The sequence below is a fragment of the Pseudomonas sp. H1_F01 genome, assembly GCF_054681425.1.
This window is the reverse complement of record NZ_CP162823.1, coordinates 6316563-6334786: the sequence shown is the minus strand read 5'-3', so window position 1 is coordinate 6334786 and position 18224 is coordinate 6316563. Positions and strand designations below refer to the sequence as shown.

At 62.5% G+C, this 18224-nt stretch carries 13 protein-coding genes; 3 read left to right on the top strand and 10 right to left on the bottom strand.

Going from position 1 to position 18224, the window contains the following annotated elements; genetic code table 11:
* Positions 1–53: 53 nt before the first annotated feature.
* The 9 genes from phaC (AB4O09_RS28470) to AB4O09_RS28430 all read right to left on the bottom strand — a co-directional run bounded on the left by phaC (AB4O09_RS28470) (position 54) and on the right by AB4O09_RS28430 (position 12502).
* A complete protein-coding gene (phaC, locus tag AB4O09_RS28470) occupies positions 54–1736 on the bottom strand; it encodes a class II poly(R)-hydroxyalkanoic acid synthase (RefSeq protein ID WP_028237523.1) in 1683 nt (560 codons plus the stop codon).
* A gap of 112 nt (positions 1737–1848) precedes the next feature.
* Positions 1849–2703 (bottom strand): poly(3-hydroxyalkanoate) depolymerase, encoded by an 855-nt coding sequence (gene phaZ, locus AB4O09_RS28465; protein WP_003196948.1) that lies wholly within the window; start codon positions 2701–2703, stop codon positions 1849–1851.
* 259 nt (positions 2704–2962) lie between these two features.
* Positions 2963–4642 carry a class II poly(R)-hydroxyalkanoic acid synthase gene (gene phaC, locus AB4O09_RS28460; RefSeq protein ID WP_003196950.1) on the bottom strand — a complete coding sequence of 560 codons (1680 nt, stop codon included), beginning with the start codon at positions 4640–4642 and terminating at the stop codon, positions 2963–2965.
* A gap of 279 nt (positions 4643–4921) precedes the next feature.
* Positions 4922–5299, bottom strand: coding sequence for a gamma-butyrobetaine hydroxylase family protein (locus AB4O09_RS28455; protein ID WP_003196952.1), 378 nt, complete (start codon positions 5297–5299; stop codon positions 4922–4924).
* Positions 5300–5496: 197 nt separating this feature from the next.
* Positions 5497–6834: an ATP-dependent protease ATPase subunit HslU gene (gene hslU / locus AB4O09_RS28450; protein WP_013692087.1), complete on the bottom strand. Its 1338-nt coding sequence runs from the start codon at positions 6832–6834 to the stop codon at positions 5497–5499.
* A gap of 56 nt (positions 6835–6890) precedes the next feature.
* Positions 6891–7421 carry an ATP-dependent protease subunit HslV gene (gene hslV / locus AB4O09_RS28445; RefSeq protein WP_003196958.1) on the bottom strand — a complete coding sequence of 177 codons (531 nt, stop codon included), beginning with the start codon at positions 7419–7421 and terminating at the stop codon, positions 6891–6893.
* Positions 7422–7638: 217 nt separating this feature from the next.
* Entirely contained in the window at positions 7639–8334 is a 696-nt protein-coding gene (locus AB4O09_RS28440) for an SPOR domain-containing protein (protein WP_003196959.1), read from the bottom strand.
* Position 8335: 1 nt separating this feature from the next.
* Entirely contained in the window at positions 8336–10072 is a 1737-nt protein-coding gene (argS, locus tag AB4O09_RS28435; RefSeq protein WP_003196962.1) for an arginine--tRNA ligase, read from the bottom strand.
* 210 nt (positions 10073–10282) lie between these two features.
* On the bottom strand, positions 10283–12502 hold the full coding sequence (locus tag AB4O09_RS28430) for a primosomal protein N' (RefSeq protein ID WP_003196963.1): 2220 nt from the start codon (positions 12500–12502) through the stop codon (positions 10283–10285).
* Between the two features lie 289 nt (positions 12503–12791).
* Here AB4O09_RS28430 and rpmE point away from each other — a divergent pair, with 289 nt between their 5' ends.
* From rpmE to AB4O09_RS28415, 3 genes are all read left to right on the top strand, one after another.
* A complete protein-coding gene (rpmE, locus tag AB4O09_RS28425; protein WP_003196965.1) occupies positions 12792–13016 on the top strand; it encodes a 50S ribosomal protein L31 in 225 nt (74 codons plus the stop codon).
* A 41-nt stretch (positions 13017–13057) separates the two neighbouring features.
* Positions 13058–13840, top strand: a complete 783-nt coding sequence (locus tag AB4O09_RS28420; protein ID WP_032833087.1) for a thermonuclease family protein — start codon at positions 13058–13060, stop codon at positions 13838–13840.
* 183 nt (positions 13841–14023) lie between these two features.
* Positions 14024–15292: a malic enzyme-like NAD(P)-binding protein gene (locus tag AB4O09_RS28415; RefSeq protein ID WP_003196970.1), complete on the top strand. Its 1269-nt coding sequence runs from the start codon at positions 14024–14026 to the stop codon at positions 15290–15292.
* 360 nt (positions 15293–15652) lie between these two features.
* Here the strand turns inward: AB4O09_RS28415 and AB4O09_RS28410 are convergent, their stop codons facing one another.
* Complete coding sequence (locus AB4O09_RS28410; RefSeq protein ID WP_371916716.1) at positions 15653–18097, bottom strand: penicillin-binding protein 1A; 2445 nt, start codon at positions 18095–18097, stop codon at positions 15653–15655.
* Positions 18098–18224 lie beyond the last annotated feature (127 nt).

Sequence of the window (18224 nt, the reverse complement as noted above, 5' to 3'; positions counted from 1 at the left end):
TCTTAATGATCAAGTCATGCCACGGCCAATCGCCTGGCCGTGGGGTAAGGCCTTCAGCGCACGCGAACATAGGTGCCGGGAGCTGCGTCCAGAGGCGGGTAGTTCGCATTGCCCAAGGTCATCTGGGTTTCGTGCTGGGCGCCGGAACGCTCCTGGATCCAGCCCAGCCATGGGGTCCACCAACTGCCTTCGACGTGCTTGGCGTCGTAGTACCAGGCCCGTGGGTCGCTGCTCAATTTTGCGCTTTCGATGAAGTTGGCCTTGGGGTTGCCCGGCGGGTTGAGGATGCTCTGGACATGGCCGCTGTTGGAAAGCACGAAGCGTTTTTCGCCACCCAGCAACAGGGTCGAGCGATACACCGCGTCCCACGGCGTGATGTGGTCATTGATGCCGCCCACACTGAAGCTGTCCACCGTCACTTTCTGCAGGTCGATGGGCGTGCCGCACACTTCCAGGCCGCCGGGATGGGTCAGCGGGTTGTGCTTGAAGAAGTCCAGCAGGTCGCCGTGGTAAGCCGCCGGGAGGCGGGTGCAGTCGTTGTTCCAGTAGAGGATGTCGAAGGCCGGCGGCTCCTTGCCCAGCAGGTAGTTGTTGATGAAGTAAGTCCAGATCAGATCGTTGGGGCGCATCCAGGCGAACACCCGGGCCAGGTCGCGGCCATCGAGGATGCCTTTCTGATAGGAGCGGCGCTTGGCGGCTTCGAGGGTCTGCTCGTCGATGAACAGCGAGGCCTGGCTGTCGATCTGGCTGTCCAGCAGGCTCACCAGGTACGTGGCACTGGCGACCCGACGCAACTGGCGCTTGGCTTGCAGGTGGCCTTGCAGGGCGGCGATGGTCATGCCCCCGGCACAGGCACCCATCAGGTTGACCTCGCGGGCGCCGGTGATCGCCCGGCAGACGTTCATGGCTTCTTCCACGGCCTCGACATAGCTGGACAGGCCCCATTCTCGGTGGCGTACGTCGGGGTTGCGCCAACTGATGATGAAGACCTGCAAACCGTTTTTCAGGGCGTACTGGACGAAGCTGTTGGAAGGGCTCAGGTCGAAAATGTAGAACTTGTTGATCTGCGGCGGCACGATCAGCAACGGCTTGGCGTATTGCTTTTCACTCATGGACCGGTACTGGATCAGCTCGAGCAATTCGTTGCGAAACACCACCGCGCCGGGAGTGGTCGCCAGGGTCTTGCCGACTTCAAAGGCATGGGGGGTGGCTTGTCGCGGCAACCCATCGTTGTGCAGCAGATCGTCCACCAGATGGCTGAGGCCTCGAACCAGGCTGGTGCCGCCGGAGTTGAACAGCTCCTTGACCGCCAGCGGGTTGAGCAAGGTGTTGGACGGTGAAACGGCGTCGTTGAGCAGGGCGAAGGCGAAGTGGGCGCGGGCGCGGTCATCCTGGCTCATGGTGCTTTCGTCGATCCAGCTCGTCACCTGCTTCTGCCAGCTCAGGTAGGCCTGCAGGCTGCGGCGGTAGAACGGATTGAGCTGCCAGGTGGGGTCGGCGAAACGCTGGTCGTTGGGGTTGGTGGGGTGCAGGGTCTCGCCCAGCAGCACTCGGCCCAGTTGACCGCCCAGCTTCAACGCGTGCCGGGCACTGTGCACCGGGTTGCGCAAGCCGTGTACGGCAACGCTGCGCAAGGTGGACAGCAGGTCCCTGCCACGCAGGCCGGTGACCGCACTTTGTGCGTTGATGAAGCTGGCAGGGGCGGGCATGGAACCCTTCGCCGGTTTGTCGCGCATGAGTCAACTCCTTCGTCATCAGGCTAAAAACAAACACACCGAACCAGACAACATAGTCGCTGTTTCGGGTCGCTGCGCGGTCCGGCGTCCTGCCAGGCGCTAATGGGCGGTTTCAGCCGCCCAGTGGTGAGGGGTGCGGATGCATCACCGCACGCTGACGTTCTTCCTCCAGGAATTTCATGATGATCGGCGCCACCGCCTCGGCCCGAGTGATCAGGAACAGATGGCCGTCATCGATGATGTGCAATTGGGCGTTGGGAATGCGCCAGGCCAGCATGCGCATGTTGATCAGCGGGATCAGCGGGTCGTCGTCGCCGGCCAGCACCAGGGTCGGCTGGTGGATCTTGTGCAGCCAGTGGATGCTGGTCCAGCCCAGCCCGGCGAACAGTTGCCAGTAATAACCGAGCTTGCCCGCCGAACGAACCTTGGCCGCATGGCTGGCCGCCAGGCTCGGGTCGCGACGGAACGAACCGCCGTAGATCAGCGGTGCGATACGCATCACATGGGACGGTTGAATGTAGCGCCGGGGGCTGGCCATCATCCACAGCACCTTTGGTTTGCCCGGCACCATCACCGCCCCGGCCGCCGTGGCCGCCAGCACCAGCTTCTTGCAGCGCTCGGGGTAGTCATAGGCAAACTGCTGGGCCAGGGCGCCCCCCCAGGACACGCCGATCACATTGACCTGCCCGTAGTCCAGGTAATCGAGCATTCGCGCGGTGAGTTTGGCCAGGCCAGGAAAGCGATACGGCCGGTTGGGTGTCGATGAACCGCCGACACCGGGTACGTCAAAGGCGATGACTTCCAGATCCGGGTCCAGGGCCTGGATGAACGGGAACACCAGCTCGAGGTTGGCGCCGATGCCGTTGAAAATCAGCAGCGGCGTCAAGTGAGGCTTGCCGGGACGTACCGCGGTGCGCAAGGTCTGGCCATCCAGATCGACGGTACGGAAGATGTACGGTTGCGGCATGCTTCAAGCCCTGTGGGTTGGGTCGCTGTCTTTCATTTTCCCCGATCCCCTGTGGGAGCGAGCTTGCTCGCGATTGCGATGTGTCAGCACATACAGGTGTTGAATGTGCCGCCGTCATCGCGAGCAAGCTCGCTCCCACATGGGATCTGCTGTGAACATGAGTTTTATGTTCGCCAGCGCTGTGGGCCTTGCATTCAGTGTCGGCTGGCGGGATGTATTCGTGAGCAAGCCCACTCCCGCGCCAGACGAGTTGCATCCATTACCGCTCATGCACATAAGTGCCGGGCGCCGCTTCACCGGCCGGGTAGGCCTTGTTGCCCAGCACGGTCGGGGCTTTTTTCAGTTTGCCCGAGCGCTCGGCCTGCCAGGCCTGCCAATGCAACCACCAGGAGTCGGTGTGCTTGGTTGAATTCTCCTGCCAGTCCTCGGCCTTGGCCGGCATGTCATCACTGGTCATGTAGCGCGACTTGGGGTTGCCTGGTGGGTTGAGGATGCTCTGGATATGCCCGCTGCTCGACAGCACGAACTCCACCTTGCCGCCAAACAGCTGCGCCGACTTGTAGCAGGACTTCCATGGCGTGATGTGGTCGTTGGTGCCGGCCAGGGAGTAGATGTCGGCGGTGACCTGCTTGAGATCGATGGGCGTGCCGCACACTTCCAGTGCATTGGGACGGATCAGTGGATTGTTCTTGAACATTTCGATGAGGTCGCCGTGGAACGCCGCCGGCAGCCGCGTGGTGTCGTTGTTCCAGAACAGGATGTCGAACACGGGCGGCTCGTTGCCCAGCAGGTAATTGTTGACCCAGTAGTTCCAGATCAGGTCGTTGGGGCGCATCCAGGCGAACACCTTGGCCATGTCGCGACCTTCGAGTACACCGGCCTGGTAGGAGTGGCGCTTGGCCGCTTCCAGGGTCTGCTCGTCGACGAACAGCGCCACGTCGGTGTCCAGGGTGGTGTCGAGCACGCTGACCAGCAGGGTCAGCGCATTGACCTTTTTCTCGCCGAGGGCGGCGTAATGGCCCAGCAGCGCGGTGCAGGTGATGCCGCCCGAGCAGGCGCCGAGCATGTTTATGTCCTTGCTGCCGGTGATGGCCGTGACCACGTCCACCGCCTCCTTGAGCGCCTCGATGTAGGTCGACAGGCCCCACTCGCGCTGCTCCTTGGTGGGGTTGCGCCAACTGATGACGAAGGTCTGCACGTTGCTGCGCAGGCAGAAGCGCGCCAGGCTCTTGTCCGGGCTCAGGTCGAATACGTAGAACTTGTTGATTTGTGGCGGCACCACCAGCAGCGGTCGCTCGTGGACCTGCTCGGTGATGGGCCGGTAGTGGATCAGCTCCAGCACGTCGTTGCGAAACACCACGGCGCCTTCGGTCACGCCCAGGCTCTTGCCGACCTCGAACGCACCCATGTTGACCTGGCTCGGCATCCCGCCGTTGTGCACCAGGTCCTTGGCCAGGTGGGACAGGCCATCCAACAGGCTCTTGCCGCCGGTTTCGAAGAAGCGCTTGACTGCCGCGGGGTTGGCCGCCGAGTTGGTCGGGGCCATGGCTTCGGTCATCAGGTTGATCACGAAATGCCCGCGGCTGATGTCCGCGGGCGAGAGGTTGCTGTCATCGATCCAGGCGTGCAGCTCCTTGCGCCACGCCAGATAGGTTTGGAGGTAACGTTTGTAGAGGGGGTTCTGGCTCCACGCCGGGTCAGCGAAGCGACGGTCGTCGCCGGCCGGTTGCAGTTCGGATTTACCGAACAGGACATTCTTGAGTTCGACGCCGAAATGGGCGACGTGCTTGACGCTGTGCAGCGGTTGCTTGATGGCCTGGGTCAGCACCATGCGGGCAGAGGCCAGCAGATCTTTTCTGCGCAAGCCGACGACGGGATTCAACCCCAGGGTATTTTCCGAGGCTTGATACTTCAGGTCATCGTTGTTCTTGTTGCTCATCTACGACGCTCCATTGTCCTTCAGACGAGTACCCGGATCGTGTGCCGCAAGCCACACAGCCAATACCAGGTACGCTGCTCGGGTGACCGTTAATTCCGCATCGAGGGCCAATGAGGAAACGTATGCCAGGAACTTGTCGGTTCCTTTGCAGGGAACTTGCCAGCTCCATTGGTTACCCGAGTTTAATTTTTTTCGCAAGCAGGCCAGTCATTGACGTTGCCGCGCGGGCATTCAAGCAGATGAGTCTAGAAAATTCGCCCTAAAGCGCCAGCCCTTGAGCTAGAGCATCAGCTTGACGACGGACTCGTTCGGATCGCGGGTTTTTCCGGCGGCCTTGAGTTCGCCAAGATAATCGTTCCACAAGTCTTCCTGACGCACCGCCAGCTGGTAGAGATAGTCCCAGGTGAACAGCCCGCTGTCGTGGCCGTCGTCGAAGGTCAGTTTCAGTGCGTACTGGCCGGCCGGTTCGACCTTTGTCAGGGCAACGTTGAGCTTGCCATATTGCAGGATGGGTTTGCCGTGGCCCTGGACCTCGGCGGAAGGCGAGTGCACCCGCAGGAACTCGGCGGGCAGGTGATACTCCTCGTCCGGCGCGTATTTGAGCGTCAGGGTCTTGGAGGCTTTGTGCAGGTTGATGGCGGTGGGGAGTTTGGTCATGGCCTGTGATCCGTCTCGGAAGGACATCTTGATCTATAAAACGACACCGTCAAATGTGGGAGCGGGCTGTGTGGGAGCAAGGCTTGCCCGCGATGAAAACGCCGCGGTCTCTTGAGGACCGCAGCGCCTGGATCGCGAGCAAGCTTTGCTCCCACATAGCCCGCTCCCACAGGTCCGCGTTTTCCTGTAATTGTGGGTTACAGGATATACCGCGACAGGTCTTCGTTCTGCGCCAGCTCGCCCAGGTGACTGTTGACGTACTCGGCGTCGATGAGGATCGGCGCTTCGTTGTGGGCGCTGGCCAGGTCGCCGGCGCTGAACGAGACTTCCTCGAGCAAGCGTTCGAGCAGCGTGTGCAGGCGACGGGCACCGATGTTCTCGGTCTTCTCGTTGACCTGCCAGGCGATCTGGGCCAGACGCTTGATGCCTTCGGGGGTGAACTCGATGTTCAGGCCTTCGGTCTTGAGCAGCGCGCAATACTGTTCGGTCAGCGACGCGTGGGGCTCGCTGAGGATGCGCTCGAAGTCTTCCGGCGTCAGCGCCTTGAGCTCGACACGGATCGGCAGGCGACCCTGCAGCTCCGGCACCAGGTCGCTCGGCTTGCTCAGGTGGAACGCCCCGGAGGCGATGAACAGGATGTGGTCGGTCTTGACCATGCCCAGCTTGGTGTTGACCGTGCAGCCTTCGATCAGCGGCAGCAGGTCGCGTTGTACACCTTCGCGGGACACATCGGCGCCGCCGACATTGCCGCGCTTGGCGACCTTGTCGATTTCGTCGATGAACACGATGCCATGCTGCTCGACTGCCTCCAGCGCCTTGGCCTTCAACTCTTCTTCGTTGACTAGGCGACCGGCTTCCTCATCGCGCACCAGTTTCAGCGCTTCCTTGACCTTGAGCTTGCGGTTTTTCTTCTTGCCCTTGCCCATGTTGGCGAACAGGCTCTGCAGCTGGTTGGTCATCTCTTCCATGCCTGGCGGCGCGGAAATATCGACGCCGGCCATTTCGGCCACTTCGATCTCGATTTCCTTGTCGTCCAGCTGGCCTTCGCGCAGGCGCTTGCGGAACAGTTGACGGGTGTTGGAGTCCTGGGTCGCGGCGGCGTCGGCGCTGAAGCCCATGCGCGCCGGTGGCAGCAGGGCGTCGAGGATGCGCTCTTCGGCGGCGTCTTCGGCGCGATGGCGGACCTTGGTGATTTCCTGTTCGCGCAGCAGCTTGATGGCGGCATCGGCCAGGTCACGGATGATCGACTCGACGTCGCGGCCAACATAGCCGACTTCGGTGAACTTGGTGGCTTCGACCTTGATGAACGGCGCGTTGGCGAGTTTGGCCAGGCGACGGGCGATCTCGGTTTTACCGACACCGGTCGGGCCGATCATCAGGATGTTCTTGGGGGTCACTTCGACGCGCAGTTCTTCGGGCAGTTGCATCCGGCGCCAGCGGTTACGCAGGGCGATGGCGACGGCGCGCTTGGCATCGTCCTGGCCGATGATATGGCGGTTGAGTTCGTGGACGATTTCGCGGGGAGTCATGGACATAATAATGGGTGGTCCTCAAGCAAGAATGGGCCGTGGCGTGGTTCGCCTGGACAGGCTTATTCCGCGAGGTCCTGCTCCTCAATGGTCTGGGTGTGGTTGGTGAAGACGCAGATGTCGCCGGCAATGCCCAGGGCTGTCTCGACGATCTCACGGGCCGACAGGTCGGTTTTTTTCAGCAGGGCGCTGGCCGCAGCCTGGGCGTAGGCTCCGCCGGAACCCATGGCGATCAGGCCATCCTCGGGCTCAACGACGTCGCCGTTGCCGGTGATAATCAGGGAGGCGTCCTTGTTGGCGACCGCGAGCATGGCTTCGAGGCGGCTCAGGGAGCGGTCGGTACGCCATTCCTTGGCCAGTTCCACGGCGGCACGGACCAGATGACCCTGGTGCTTCTCAAGCTGGCCTTCGAAACGTTCGAACAAGGTGAAGGCGTCGGCAGTGGCCCCGGCGAAACCGGCGATGACTTCGCCGTGATACAGGCGGCGGACTTTCTTCGCGTTGCCTTTCATCACGGTGTTGCCCAGTGAAACCTGGCCGTCGCCGCCCATGACGACTTTGCCATGACGGCGGACTGAAACGATGGTGGTCAAGGGAGAGTCTCCACGCAGCGGGGCGAAAATGCCCGGATGGAACTCATATGGGGGTGGCGCGGGGTTTTTCAACTGCGGGGGTGCAGAGGGGACGAGCGGCCCCCCGATGATCGTTCCCATGCTCCGCGTGGGAACGCCTCAAGGGACGCTCCGCGTCCAGTGACGCGGAGCGTCACGGGCTGCATTTCCACGCAGAGCATGGGAACGATCGGTGTACCTAGCGGCTCTGGCGTTGTTGTAACAACAGATTGCTGAAACCGCTGCCAGCCAGTTGCTTCTGGGCCTTGGTCAGTTCCTCGCGGTTGCTGAACGGCCCGACCAGTACCCGGTACCAGGTTTCGTCCTTCACGGTGCCGGACTCCACCGACACGGACTGGCCCAGCAGAATGATCTGCGCCCGGACCTTGTCGGCGTCGGCTTCCTTGCGGAACGAACCGGCCTGCAGGAAGAACTTCGTCACCGGCGCGGCTTTCTGCACCGGAGGGGCCGGCGGTGGCGTGATGCCGGCCAGGGCCGCCTGGGCGCGAGCGGTGTCGATCTTCGCCGCTTCGGCCGGGGTCACCGGCGTGGTGGGCACTTGCGGCGTCGGCAGGGTTTTCTCCGGCACGGCATCGGGCGGCACGATGACTTCCGATTCCGGCAGCAAGGTGTAGAAGTCGTACTTCGGCTTCACCGGTTGCGTCGGGCTCGGCGGGGTCTTGTTGGCCTCGGCGATCCGCGTGGCTTTCTGCTGCTCTTGCCGGACGCGCTTGACGTCATCGCCCTGGCCCGGCTCCAGCTTCATCAGAAACACAATGAAAGCGCCGACGGTCAGGCCGATGGCCATCCACAACCAGCCCGGAATCGGTTTTTTGGCTGGAGGCTGGTAACGACTGGCGCCGCGTTTGGGTGCAGGTTTTTTCTTGGCGGCCAACTTACATGCGCTCCAGGGTTTCCAGGCCCAGCAGTTCCAGGCCTTGCTTGAGCGTACGCCCGGTCAGCGCGGCGAGGCGCAGGCGGCTCTGCATTTGCTCTGGGGTTTGCGCGTTGAGGATCGGGCAGTTCTCGTAGAAGCTGGAGAACAGGCCGGCGACATCGTACAGGTAGGCGCACAGGGTGTGCGGCGTGCCCTTGTCGGCGACGTTGTTCAACACTTCACCGAACTGCGCCAGCTTCGCCGCCAGCTCCTGTTCGTGAGGGGCCTCAAGCACAATCTGGCCGTCCACTTCATTGAAGCTCTTGCCGAGCTTGCGGAACACCCCCGCCACGCGGGTGTAGGCGTACAGCAGGTACGGCGCGGTGTTGCCTTCGAAGTTGAGCATCAGGTCGAAGTTGAAGCTGTAGTCGCTGGTGCGGTGCTTGGACAGGTCGGCGTATTTCACCGCGTCGATGCCCACGACCTTGGCGATCTTGCGCAGTTCGTCCTCGGCCAGCTCGGGGTTCTTGCCCTTGACCAGGGTGTAGGCGCGGTCCTGGGCTTCGGTCAGCAGGTCGATCAGCTTCACCGTGCCGCCATCGCGGGTCTTGAACGGGCGGCCGTCGGCGCCGTTCATGGTGCCGAAGCCCATGTGCTCCATCTCCATTGGACGGGTCACGAAACCGGCCAGGCGCGCGACTTCGAACACTTGCTGGAAGTGCAGGGCCTGGCGCTGGTCGACGAAGTACAGCACCCGATCGGCCTTGAGCACGCTGTTACGGTAGCGCACGGCTGCCAGGTCGGTGGTGGCGTAGAGGTAGCCACCGTCGGCCTTGACGATGATCACCGGCAGCGGCTCGCCATCGGCGGTCTTGAACTGGTCGAGGAACACGCACTGGGCGCCGTTGCTTTCCACCAGCATGCCCTTGGCCTTGAGGTCGTTGACCACGTTGATCAGGTCGTCGTTGTAGGCGCTTTCGCCCATCACGTCGGCCATGGTCAATTTGACGTTCAGCAACTCGTAGATTTTCTGGCAGTGGGACAGGGAGATGTCCTTGAACTTGCTCCACAGCGCCAGGCACTCGGCATCGCCGGCCTGCAGCTTGACCACCAGGCCCCGGGCACGGTCGGCGAACTCGGGCGACTCGTCGAAGCGTTGCTTGGCGGCGCGGTAGAAGTTCTCCAGGTCCGACAGTTCGTCGCTGGTAATGGGGTTTTCCTGCAGGTAGGCCATCAGCATGCCGAACTGGGTGCCCCAGTCGCCCACGTGGTTCTGGCGGATCACCGTGTCGCCGAGAAACTCCAGGACCCGGGCCACGCCGTCGCCGATGATGGTCGAGCGCAGGTGGCCGACGTGCATTTCCTTGGCCAGGTTGGGGGCCGAGAGGTCGACCACGGTGCGCTGCAACGGACCGGCCTTGCGTACGCCAATGCGCTCGTCAGCCAGGGCCGCGTCCAGGCGCGAAGCCAGGGCCTGTGTGTTCTGGAAGAAGTTGATGAACCCGGGGCCGGCAATGTCGGCCTTGCTGACGTTCTCGTCGGTCGGCAGGGCGGCGATGATTTTCTCCGCCAGGTCCCGGGGCTTCATGCCGGCCGGCTTGGCGAGCATCATCGCGATGTTGCTGGCGAAGTCGCCGTGGGTCTTGTCGCGGGTGTTTTCGACCTGAATCGCCGGCGACAGGCCTTCTGGCAGCACACCTTCAGTGACGAGTTGGGCGATGGCTTGCTGGATGAGCTGGCGAATGGTGTCTTTCATGGTCTTCTCTTTCAACCGCAGGCGCGGCGGCGCTTCGATGCGCTGGTGGAAAAACTGGGCATTATCCGTGGCGAAGACGGGCTTGCCAACTGTAGCGGGTCGGTTGGGGATGTGTGGTGACTATTCGAGCGTCATCGCGAGCAGGCTCGCTCCCACATTGGAATGCGATTCCCTGTGGGAGCGAGCCTGCTCGCGATGACGATGTCTGAATCAATACAAATCCACCGGATCCACATCCAGCGACCAGCGCACCGCCCGCCCGCTGGGCATCTGTTCCAGTACCAGCAGCCAGGCGCTCAGCAGTCGATGCAGCGGCGCCCGGGCATTGGCCTGCAATAAAAGCTGCGCGCGATAGCGCCCGGCCCGCCGTTCCATCGGCGCCGGCACCGGGCCCAAGAGTTCGATGCCGGTGAGGTTCTGCTCCGCCAGCAAGCGCTCTGCCTCGCTGCAGGCCTCATCGAGAAAGCCTTCGGCTTGCCCCGGCTTGTGGGCTTCGGCCCGCAACAGCGCCAGGTGGGCAAAAGGTGGGAGGCCGGCGCTGCGGCGTTCGCTCAAGGCCTGCTCGGCGAAGGCGAAATAACCTTGTTCGGTCAGTTGGATCAGCAACGGGTGATCGGCCAGGTGGGTCTGGATGATCACTTTACCCGGCTCCTCGGCCCGCCCGGCCCGGCCTGCGACCTGGACGATCAACTGCGCCATGCGCTCGCTGGCGCGGAAGTCACCGGAAAACAGTCCGCCATCGGCGTCGAGGATCGACACCAGCGTGACCCGTGGGAAGTGGTGTCCCTTGGCGAGCATCTGCGTGCCCACCAGGATGCACGGCTGGCCCTTCTGGATCGTGGCGAACAACTGGTTCATCGCGTCCTTGCGCGAAGTGCTGTCGCGATCCACCCGCAGTACCGGGTAATCGGGGAACAGGATGCCCAGCCGTTCTTCTGCGCGTTCGGTGCCGGCGCCGACCGGGCGCAAGTCCACTTTGCCGCACTGCGGGCAGTGCCTTGGCACGCGCTCGACGTGGCCACAATGGTGGCAGCGCAGCTCGCCATGGCGTTGATGCACGGTCATCCGCGCATCGCAGCGTTCGCAGCCGGACATCCAGCCGCAGTCGTGGCACAACAGCGTCGGAGCGAAACCGCGGCGATTGAGGAACACCAGGACCTGTTGCCCGGCAGCCAGGGTCTGGCCGATGGCTTGCTGCATCGGTCCCGAAATACCGCTGTCCAGCGGGCGACTTTTCACGTCCAGGCGCAGGAAACGCGGTTGCTTGGCGCCGCCGGCCCGCTCATTGAGGCGCAGCAGGCCGTAGCGGCCGGTATAGGCGTTGTGCAGGCTTTCCAGCGATGGCGTGGCCGAGCCGAGGACGATCGGGATGTTTTCCTGGCGGGCGCGCACCAATGCCAGGTCGCGGGCGTGATAGCGCAGGCCTTCTTGCTGTTTATAAGAACCGTCGTGTTCTTCGTCGATGATGATAAGGCCAGGGTTCTTCATCGGAGTGAACAGGGCCGACCGGGTGCCGATGATGATGTCGGCCTCGCCGTCACGGGCGGCGAGCCAGGCTTCCAGGCGTTCGCGGTCGTTGACCGCCGAGTGCACCAGGGCGATCCGGGCGTTGAAGCGCTGTTCGAAGCGCGCCAGGGTTTGTGGGCCGAGGTTGATTTCCGGAATCAGTACCAGCGCCTGCTTGCCGGCCTCCAGGGTCTGGCGGATCAGTTGCAGGTAGACCTCGGTCTTGCCGCTGCCGGTGACACCTGCCAGCAGAAAGGCGTGATAACTGTCGAAACCTGCGCGAATCGCTTCGCAAGCGGCCCGCTGTTCGGCGTTGAGCGGCAGTTCCGGCTGGGCCAGCCAATGTTCATGGCGGGCGCCGGGGGCGTGCCTGCGCACTTCCACCTGAACCAGGTCCTTGGCCAGCAACAGGTCGAGGCTGTCCTTGCTGAGCATCAGTTTGCTCAACAATTGATGCGCCACGCCGTGGGGATGTTGGGCCAGGGTCGCCAAGGCCTCGCGCTGGCGCGGGGCGCGGGCGATGCGTGGATCGTCCAGCGAGGCGCCGGGCGCCACCGACCAGAACCGCTCCTGGCGCGCCTCGGCCGGTTCGCCCTGGCGCAGCAGCACCGGCAGCGCCCAACTCAGGGTGTCGCCGAGGCTGTGCTGGTAATACTGGGACGTCCACAGGCACAACTTGAACAGCGCGGCGGGCAGTGGTGGCGTGGCATCGAGCAGGGCCAGGGCTGGTTTGAGCTTGTCGACCGGGACCTCGCTGTGGTCGGTGACCTCCACCAGGATACCGATCATCTCCCGCCGGCCGAACGGCACCCGCAGGCGCATGCCCGGGTGCAACTGGGCGCGCAGGACCCCGGCCGGGGCGCGGTAGTCGAACAGGCGGCGCAGGGGCGAAGGCAGGGCGAGGCGCAGGATGGCGTCGGGCACGCGGGGGATCTCGATAGGCGGACAAATTCGCAAGGCTGAGCACGATTCAATGTGGGAGCGAGCTTGCTCGCGATGGCGGTGGTTCAGTGACGGTGATGTCGACTGTGCTGTCGCAATCGCGAGCAAGCTCGCTCCCACAGGGATTGTGCTTGAGGCCGGGAGCCTAGCAGACGGTTGGTACAAGTCATAGCTTGCGTGATTGATGTTGTCTGGTAGAATCCGCGGCCTAATTACGTGCGGTATTCAACAATAGTGTTGGGTGGCGGCACGCTAGCCTGAGGAAAACAGCATGAAAACCGATATCCATCCGGAATACCCAGTAATTGCCGTAACCTGCAGCTGCGGCAACAAGTTCGAAACGCGTTCGACCTACGGCAAAGCCCTGGCGATCGACGTTTGCAACGAATGCCACCCGTTCTACACCGGCAAGCAAAAGACTCTGGATACCGGCGGCCGTGTTCAGAAGTTCGCCGATCGTTTCGGTGCTTTCGGCAAAGTTACTCCAAAAGCCTGAGGCTGATCATTTTGGATGGTCGTCTCGACCGCTCCAGACTGATGAAAAAGGCGCCCCTTGTGGGCGCCTTTTTTGTGTCTGCGATTTGGCTCTGTGGCGCCCAGGCGTCCTGTCCTTCGCCGGGTAACCTGCCCCAGGTGGCGGTGCAACGGGTGGTGGATGGCGATACCTTGTACTTGGAGGATGGCCGGCGCATTCGGATGATTGGGCTCAATAGTCCGGAACTGGGCAAGCGAGGCCGCGCCGACGAACCATTCGCCGTGGCGGCGCGTCAGCGACTCGAGGCCTTGGTAGCCGCCAGCGATGGCCGAGTGGGCGTGTTGCCTGGCAAGGATGATCGGGATGATTACGGTCGCACGCTGGCCCATGTCTACAACGCCCAGGGCGAGAACCTCGAGGAGCGTTTGATTGCCGAGGGGCTGGGGTTTCTGGTGGCGGTCGCGCCGAACGTCGACCTGGTCAGTTGTCAGCAAGTGGCCGAACGTCATGCGCGGCAAGCTGGATCCGGTCTCTGGAAAAAATCGCCCGTCGTGCGAGCGGAGCAAATCAATGCGCCCGGTTTCGTGCTGATGAGCGCACGTGTCGAAAACGTGCAGCGCAATCGCGGTGGCATCTGGATTGAATTGCAGGGGTCGGTTGTCTTGCACATTGCACCTGGTGTGCAGAGGCGTTTCGACGCCTCGGCCCTGAAGCGGTTAAAGGGCCGAAAAATCGAGGCCCGTGGCTGGGTCGTCGACCGCGCCCGGCGTGGTGGCCACAAGGCCGGGCAGGCGCGATGGATGTTGCCGCTGACCGATCCAGCCATGCTGCAAACGGTCTTGTAAGAAAAAATTGTAGACATTTTATCAGTGGATTGTATGCATGTGGCCCTTGTGTTTCGCGGCTCTTGGCCCAAAGTCGTAGGGCAGGGCGCTTGACAGCAGTGACTGGTCAGTCTTGTGGGGACTTTGCGAGGCGCGTATCCTCGGCGGTCCGTCTGTCCAACACAGTAAAAGCGGAATGCCCACATGTCTGATCTGAAAACTGCCGCTCTCGAATATCACGCTAATCCTCGTCCAGGGAAGCTGAGTGTCGAGCTCACCAAGGCCACCGCTACTGCTCGCGACTTGTCGCTGGCCTACAGCCCCGGCGTAGCCGAACCAGTCCGCGAAATCGCTCGCGACCCTGAACTGGCCTACAAATACACCGGTAAAGGCAACCTGGTTGCAGTCATTTCCGATGGCACCGCGATTCTCGGCCTGGGTAACCTCGGCCCATTGGCTTCCAAGCCAGTCATGGAAGGCAAGGGCGTGCTGTTCAAGCGCTTCGCCGGTATCGACGTATTCGACATCGAAGTCGATTCCGAGAGCCCGCAAGCCTTCATCGACACCGTCAAGCGCATCTCCATCACCTTTGGCGGCATCAACCTGGAAGACATCAAGGCACCAGAGTGCTTCGAGATCGAGCGCGCCCTGATCGAACAGTGCGACATTCCGGTATTCCACGATGACCAGCACGGCACCGCGATCGTCACCGCGGCCGGCATGATCAACGCCCTGGAAATCGCCGGCAAGACCCTGCCGGAAGCCAAGATCGTCTGCCTCGGCGCTGGCGCTGCGGCCATCTCCTGCATGAAGTTGCTGGTGAGCATGGGTGCCAAGATCGAAAACATCTTTATGGTCGACCGTACCGGCGTGATCCACTCCGGCCGTGACGACCTGAACCAGTACAAGGCCGTGTTTGCCCACACGACCGAGAAGCGCTCCCTGGCGGACGCGCTGGACGGTGCCGACGTGTTTGTTGGCCTGTCGGGTCCGAACCTGCTGAGCGCGGAAAACCTGCTGCGCATGGCGCCGAACCCAATCGTGTTCGCTTGCTCGAACCCGGATCCGGAAATCGCCCCGGAACTGGCTCACGCAACTCGTAACGACGTGATCATGGCCACCGGCCGTTCGGACTACCCGAACCAGGTCAACAACGTACTGGGCTTCCCGTTCATCTTCCGCGGTGCCCTGGACGTTCGCGCCAAGCGCATCAACGAAGAAATGAAAGTCGCGGCCGCCAACGCCCTGCGCGAACTGGCCAAGCTGCCGGTGCCTCAGGAAGTGTGCGACGCCTACGGCGGCATCAAGCTGGAATTCGGTCGTGAGTACATCATCCCGAAACCAATGGACGCCCGTCTGATCACCCTGATCTCCGACGCCGTGGCCAAGGCCGCCATCGAGACTGGCGTGGCCACCCTGCCGTATCCGAAGAACTACCCGCTCAAGAGCGTGGATGATGTGTTCAACGGCTAAGCCGTTGTAGCGCTTCAAAAAAAGCCCCGGCTCCTGTGAGTCGGGGCTTTTTTGTGCCAGCCGGTTTTGTGTGACCACTGCAGAATCCCTGTGGGAGCGAGCTTGTTCGCGATTACGGTCGGGCATTCAACATCGATGCAAGCTGAGCTGCCGCCATCGCGAGCAAGCTCTGCTCCCACAGGGATGTATGTTGATCGTTCCCACGCTCCGCGTGGGAATGTAGCCTGGGACGCTCCGCGTTCCATCAAGAGCCGAACGCGGAGCGTCCGTAGAGGCATTCCCACGCGGAGCGTGGGAACGATCAACACAAAAAAAGCCCCGCACTTCTTCCGAAGGCGGGGCTTTTGGGGTGGGGCCCGGTCAGAACAGATCGATCGGCGCCGCCTCGTCCGCCGGCAGCGGGCTACCCGGTGCGACGCCGTTGCCCAGCTCGTTGGCCGACGGTGGCGTGTCTTCGCTCTTGAACAGTTCGAAGTACGCACCCGGGGTGCCCGGTGTAGCGGCGCGGCCACTGACCGGGTCGACCCGCAGGCTGAGGATGCCTTCCGGTTCCGGCTGGGTGTGAGGCGGTTTGTCCTTGAGGGCGGCGCCCATGTAGCTCATCCAGATCGGCAACGCCACGGTGCCGCCGAACTCGCGGCGACCCAGGCTTTCGGGTTGGTCGAAACCGGTCCAGACGGTGGTCACGTAGTCGGCGTTGTAGCCGGAGAACCAGGCGTCCTTGGATTCGTTGGTGGTACCGGTCTTGCCCGCCAGGTCCGTGCGGCCCAGGGCCAGGGCGCGACGGCCGGTGCCGAGCTTGATCACGTCCTGCAGCATGCTGTTGAGGATGTAAGTGGTGCGGCCATCGACAATGCGTTCCGCGATGGCGGGCGCCTGGGGCAGGCCCGGGGCCGTGGTGGCTTCGCCCGGTGTCGCATTGACCGTAAACGTCTCAGTGGATGGTGCGGCGACGCCATCGCTGGCCTGCTCACCCGTGGGGACGCGTGGCGGGTTGGCGACGAACAGCGTCTCGCCGTTGCGGCTTTCGATCTTGTCGATGATGTACGGGGTGATCTTGTACCCGCCGTTGGCGAACGTACTCCAGCCGGTGGCGATTTCCATCGGCGTCAAGGTCGCGGTGCCCAGGGCCAGGGACAGGTTGCGCGGCAGGTCCTGCTTGTTGAAGCCGAACTTGCTGATGTAGTCGATGGTGCGGTCCACGCCCAATGCCTGCAGCAGGCGGATCGAGACCAGGTTGCGGGATTTGTACAGCGCCTCACGCAAGCGAATCGGGCCGAGGAACGTATTGGTGTCGTTCTTCGGTCGCCAGACCTTGTCCAGGTATTCATCGACGAACACGATCGGTGCGTCGTTCACCAGGCTGGCGGCGGTGTAGCCGTTATCCAGGGCGGCGCTGTAGACGAACGGCTTGAAGCTCGAGCCCGGTTGGCGCTTGGCCTGCAACGCGCGGTTGTAATTGCTTTGCTCGAAGGCGAAGCCACCCACCAACGAACGGATGGCACCGTCCTGCGGGTCGAGGGACACCAGGGCGCCCTGGGCGGCCGGGATCTGGCTGAACTTGAGAGTGTTGTCCGCCTGGCGCTGGACACGGACCAGGTCGCCGACCTGGGCAACGTCGGACGGTTGCCGTGGGTTGGCGCCCATGCTGTTGGTATTGAGGAACGGCCGGGCCCATTTCATGGTGTCCCAGGCCACATGTTCTTCCTGCTCGCCGTTACGGGTCAGCACCTTGATGCCGTCCTTGTCCGCCGACGTGACAATCGCCGGCTCCAGGCTGCTGATGGTGCGCTGCTTGGTCAGCTCCAGGGCCCAGGCTTCCTTGGTCTTGCCCGGCAGGCGTGATTCAGGGCCACGGTAGCCGTGGCGCTGGTCGTAGGTCATCAGGCCCTCGTGCAGCGCGGTGTTGGCCATTTCCTGCAAGTTGCTCGGCACCGTGGTGGTCACCCGGAAACCTTCGGTGTAAGCGTCGCTGCCATAGCGCCCGACCATCTCGGCACGGGCCATCTCGGCGATATACGGGGCGTTCACTTCCGGGGTCGGTACGTGATAGCTGGCGTTCAGCGGCTCATTGATCGCGGCGGTGTAGTCGGCCTCGCTGATCTTGCCGAGCTTGTACATGCGCCCCAGGATCCAGTCGCGACGCTCCTTGCTGCGCGCCGGGTTGGCCAGCGGGTTGAAGCGCGAGGGTGCCTTGGGCAGGCCGGCGATCATCGCCATCTGTGCCAGGCTCACGTCGCGGATCGACTTGCCGTAATACACCTGTGCCGCCGCCTCGATGCCGTAGGCGCGGTTGCCCAGGTAAATCTTGTTCACGTACAGCTCGAGGATTTCATCCTTGGTCAGCTGCCGCTCGATTTGCAGGGCCAGGAGGATCTCGGTGGTCTTGCGCGAGAAGCTGCGCTCGCTGGTCAGGAAGAAGTTCTTGGCCACCTGCATGGTGATGGTGCTGCCGCCGGACTGGATATGCCCGCTCTTGACCAGTTGGCTGGCGGCGCGCATCAGGCTGCCCGGGTCGACGCCGTAGTGATTGGCGAAGTTATCGTCTTCAGCACTTAGTAACGCATTGATGAAATTGGGGGGAATGTCGGCGAAACGGATCGGCGTGCGGCGCATTTCGCCAAATTCGGCGATCAACTTGTTGTCGCTGCTGTACACCCGCAAAGGAATCTGCAACTGAATACTTCTCAGCGCCTCCACGGACGGCAATCCCGGACTAAGGTAAAGAAAGGCACCGCTCAGGCCCAAGAGCAGTCCGCAGAAAACGGCGACGATGGACCATCCGAAAAATTTCAGCAGACGAATCAAGGCTTTTGGATATCCAGGCAAAGAATGAAAAAGGCGCCAGGTGCAGGGATGGACCCGTGCTTGCAACAAAGCGAAAAAAAACGCTGGGCATTATAAGCATTTTTTTTCGTCGGGAATGCCATCC